The organism is Adlercreutzia wanghongyangiae, assembly GCF_035989245.1.
GTDB lineage: Bacteria > Actinomycetota > Coriobacteriia > Coriobacteriales > Eggerthellaceae > Adlercreutzia > Adlercreutzia wanghongyangiae.
This window is the reverse complement of record NZ_JAYMFF010000038.1, coordinates 1-3,400: the sequence shown is the minus strand read 5'-3', so window position 1 is coordinate 3,400 and position 3,400 is coordinate 1. Positions and strand designations below refer to the sequence as shown.

At 65.4% G+C, this 3,400-nt stretch carries 3 protein-coding genes; all 3 read left to right on the top strand.

Annotated features, from left to right (window positions below; genetic code table 11):
- Nucleotides 1–160: 160 nt before the first annotated feature.
- The 3 genes from mtnA to VIN30_RS11465 all read left to right on the top strand — a co-directional run bounded on the left by mtnA (nucleotide 161) and on the right by VIN30_RS11465 (nucleotide 3,219).
- The gene (gene mtnA / locus VIN30_RS11475) at nucleotides 161–1,540 is read left to right on the top strand and encodes an S-methyl-5-thioribose-1-phosphate isomerase (protein WP_338211632.1); all 1,380 of its coding nucleotides are present in this window, start codon (nucleotides 161–163) and stop codon (nucleotides 1,538–1,540) included.
- Between the two features lie 181 nt (nucleotides 1,541–1,721).
- Nucleotides 1,722–2,489: a ParA family protein gene (locus VIN30_RS11470; RefSeq protein WP_326424184.1), complete on the top strand. Its 768-nt coding sequence runs from the start codon at nucleotides 1,722–1,724 to the stop codon at nucleotides 2,487–2,489.
- Nucleotides 2,482–3,219, top strand: a complete 738-nt coding sequence (locus VIN30_RS11465) for a hypothetical protein (RefSeq protein WP_338211631.1) — start codon at nucleotides 2,482–2,484, stop codon at nucleotides 3,217–3,219. Before VIN30_RS11470 ends, VIN30_RS11465 begins: the two co-directional genes overlap by 8 nt.
- Nucleotides 3,220–3,400: the final 181 nt, after the last annotated feature.

Below are 3,400 nucleotides of genomic sequence, written 5' to 3'. Positions count from 1 at the left end.
GGCCATCACCTCCTGCCTTGTTGGACGAGCCAATAGATGCAGAAGGCACTGCCAGCACACGGGTCTTACACCGTTGACGAGAACAAAGTAACGTATTACAAATAGTAATGTAAGTCTTGACTTTACCGATAGCATATCTGAACTGGGAAAAGGAATTTCTATGTCGCTGCATCTGGAGAATCTTCCGCGGACGATTTACGTAGAGCGGGTGGCGGGGGAGACGCTGGCGGAACACGGGCGAGAGGCATGTGCGGATACGGCGCCGGCCGAGCGGGAGGCTCCTGTGGGCGGGCTGGCGGCCCCATCATGTGGAGGTTCGGCCTCTGCGAATTTGCTGGCTGCGCCGCGGGTGGTGATGATCGATCAGCGGCGGTTGCCTGGGGAACTCGCATGGATATCCACTGACGATTGGCGGCAGGTGGTGGATGCGGTGAAGACGTTGGCCGTGCGCGGGGCGCCGGCCATCGGAGTGGCAGGCGCGGCGGCTGTTATGCTCGCGGCCTTCGAACTGGCAGCCGGTCGTTCCCTGGCACCGGCAGGAAATTGCGACGCATCGCGACCGGCCGCAGAAGGTCGCAATACGCCCGTATCTGCGGAAGAACATGGTGGTGCGACCCAAGTGACCGCGGAAAAGTACGACGAGCTCCCATCGTCTGCGGGCACGCGCGACGACGCGGCGCATCAGGTGGCTCCCGGCGATGAAGCGTCGTCCGCCGCCTCATCCTCGCCGGCGCTCTTCGCGGCACGGCTGCGGCATGTCGCGCGGCAGGTGGCCGAGGCCCGTCCCACGGCCGTGAACCTGTCGTGGGCGGTTGGCAGAGCCCTTGAGACGGCCTTAGAGGCGCTGAAAGCGGGTGACACGCCTCAACAGGCTGCCGAGGCGCTCTACAAGCTTACAGAGGCTCTGATTGCGGAAGACGAGGCGGCCAACCGCGCTATCGGAGCCAACGGCGCGGCGTTGCTGCGCCCGCTGGCCCAGGCAAAGGGCGCATCGCTGAACATCCTTACCCACTGCAATGCCGGAAGCCTTGCCACGGCCTTCTACGGCACGGCGCTTGGCGTGGTGTACGCCGCCGCGGAGGAGGGCCTGGTGGCTCGCGTGTACGCCGACGAGACGAGACCCGTGGGCCAAGGGGCGCGCCTGACGGCATGGGAGCTGGCCCGTGCCGGCGTGCCCGTAACGCTCATCTGCGACAACATGGCCGCAAGCCTCATGGCGCAAGGTCGCATCGACGCGGTGGTGGTGGGCGCCGACCGCATCGCGGCCAACGGCGATGCCGCCAACAAGATAGGCACCCTGGGCGTGGCGGTGCTGGCCCGCCACTTCGGCGTTCCGTTCTTCGTGGCCGCGCCCGAGAGCACGCGCGACGGGTCGTGCGCCACCGGTACCGACATTCCCATCGAGCAGCGCAGCGCGACCGAGGTGCTCCCCAGCCCTATCGAGGGCGTTGAGGTGTTCAACCCCGCTTTCGACGTGACCCCAGCCGCGCTTATCGCCGCGATCGTCACCGAGAAAGGCGTGTGGAAACCGGAGCACTAGCTCGACGGCTGAAGGCGGAGCCGCGCTCCCAGGGGCTTTCGCACCTGGGCTTCCCGATTCGGAATGCATCGTTTATCCATTACACCCTATATTCCTAACAACATTATATGTTATAGTTTCCCGCAGTGATAAGGGAAGGCCGCGCCCGGGGAGGGGCGCGGCGTCATGCGAGGAAACGAGGATGCCCATGATTACTCTGGCGGCGGCGTCGCAAAAGGGCGGCGTGGCGAAGACGACCACCAACCTGGCTATCGGCGCGAAGCTGGCCCAAGACGGGGCGCGAGTGCTGTATATCGACCTGGATCCGCAGATGAACCTGTCCACGACGCTGAAGGCTGCTACCGCAGGCGTGCCCTCGTCGCTGGACGTACTGACAGGCGATGCCACTTTGGCCGATGCCGCGCAGGCTATCGACGGTTACTCCGTGGTGCCCGCGAGCCGCCTGAACGGCAAGGCCGACGACCTCATGTCCAGCGTGGGGAAGGACTATCGTCTGCGCAAGGCGCTGTCCACCGTGGCCGACGACTACGACTTCGCTATTTTGGACACGCCGCCGGCGCTGGGCACGCTGACGGTGAACGCGCTGACGGCGGCCAACTGGGTGGTCATTCCGGCCCAGGCCGACACCTATTCGCTGGATGGCGTGACCGATCTGGCTGCCACCATCGAGGCCATTCGCGAGTACACCAACCCCGACCTGCGCATCGGCGGTATTCTGCTGACGCGTTACAACCCGCGTACGTCCATGTCGCGCATCATCCACGAGGATGCCGAGGCCATGGCTGCCGAGCTGGACACCAAGGTGTTCCGCGCTTGGATTCGCGAGGCCACCGCCATCAAGGAGGCCCAGGCGGTGAAGCAGTCCATCTTCGAGTACGCACCCTCGGCCAAGGTGGCCTACGACTACCGCTTCTTCATCGACGAGCTGATGGAGGACATCAATGGCTAAGAAGAACCTGCGCGCGCAGATGGACGCCGCCCGGGCCGCCGCCGCGTTCATCGGGGCCGCCCAGGAGGCGGCACCCGTGCTGTCCGACGAGAAGGATTCGGACTTCGGCGCCCAAGACGCGAAGGGCGCGGCGAAGGGGGCGAAGGGGGAGCCGAACGTACCCGAGCGGGCGGTTGCGACTTCGGCCGACGCCGATGAGCCCGCTGCGCCCGCTAAGGGCAAGAGGGCTGCGCGCCAAGTGCGCAGTGCGGCGTCGGATGTGACCATGGCGGCGACAGTGCCCGATTTCTTCACCGATGATGCCCCGGCAGTGCTCGCCCGTGCCGAAGAGGAGCTGCTGGGGGTGCCGGTAGGGGAGGCGGCTCGCGTGGAAACGGGGGACGCGGTTGCGCCCGAGGTGCCTAGCGATGAGGCGTCCCCTGCTGTAACGCCGAGCGAGCCCGCTGCGCCGGCGAAGCCGAAGGCGGCGCGTTCGCGTAAGCCGCGCAAGAAGGCGGAGCCGGCACCGGAGGTGGTTGCGCCGGAAGGATCTAACCGCATGACGGCCCAGGTGCTAGTGCCCATGACGGCCGAGCAGCGCGAACATGCCGATCTGCTGGCCCAGGTGATGAAAGTGACCCGCGCCGAGGTGATGCGCCAGGCTCTTGATGAGTACTGGGAGAATCATCGAGGCGATCTGCAGGCGGCGGTGGCGGCCTACGAACAGCTCATTCGCAAGCTGATGAAATAGCCTTGAAGGCGGGATAGCCCGTGTGCTAGAATGGGCGCCAGCGGAGGCCCGGTGTGGTTATCGGGCAGTGCCGTTTTTGCTCAGAGGCTCGGATGTATCGGCATCCGGGCCTTCTTTACGAGCAAGCGTGCGTTTCTGCTCGGTGCTCTGGGTACAGAGTTTCACCACCGCGGTCGCCAAC

Excerpts from the sequence above, each read along its gene's own strand:
- mtnA (WP_338211632.1), top strand. The coding sequence starts at position 161 with ATGTCGCTGCATCTGGAGAATCTTCCGCGGACGATTTACGTAGAGCGG.
- VIN30_RS11470 (WP_326424184.1), top strand. The coding sequence starts at position 1,722 with ATGCCCATGATTACTCTGGCGGCGGCGTCGCAAAAGGGCGGCGTGGCG.
- VIN30_RS11465 (WP_338211631.1), top strand. The coding sequence starts at position 2,482 with ATGGCTAAGAAGAACCTGCGCGCGCAGATGGACGCCGCCCGGGCCGCC.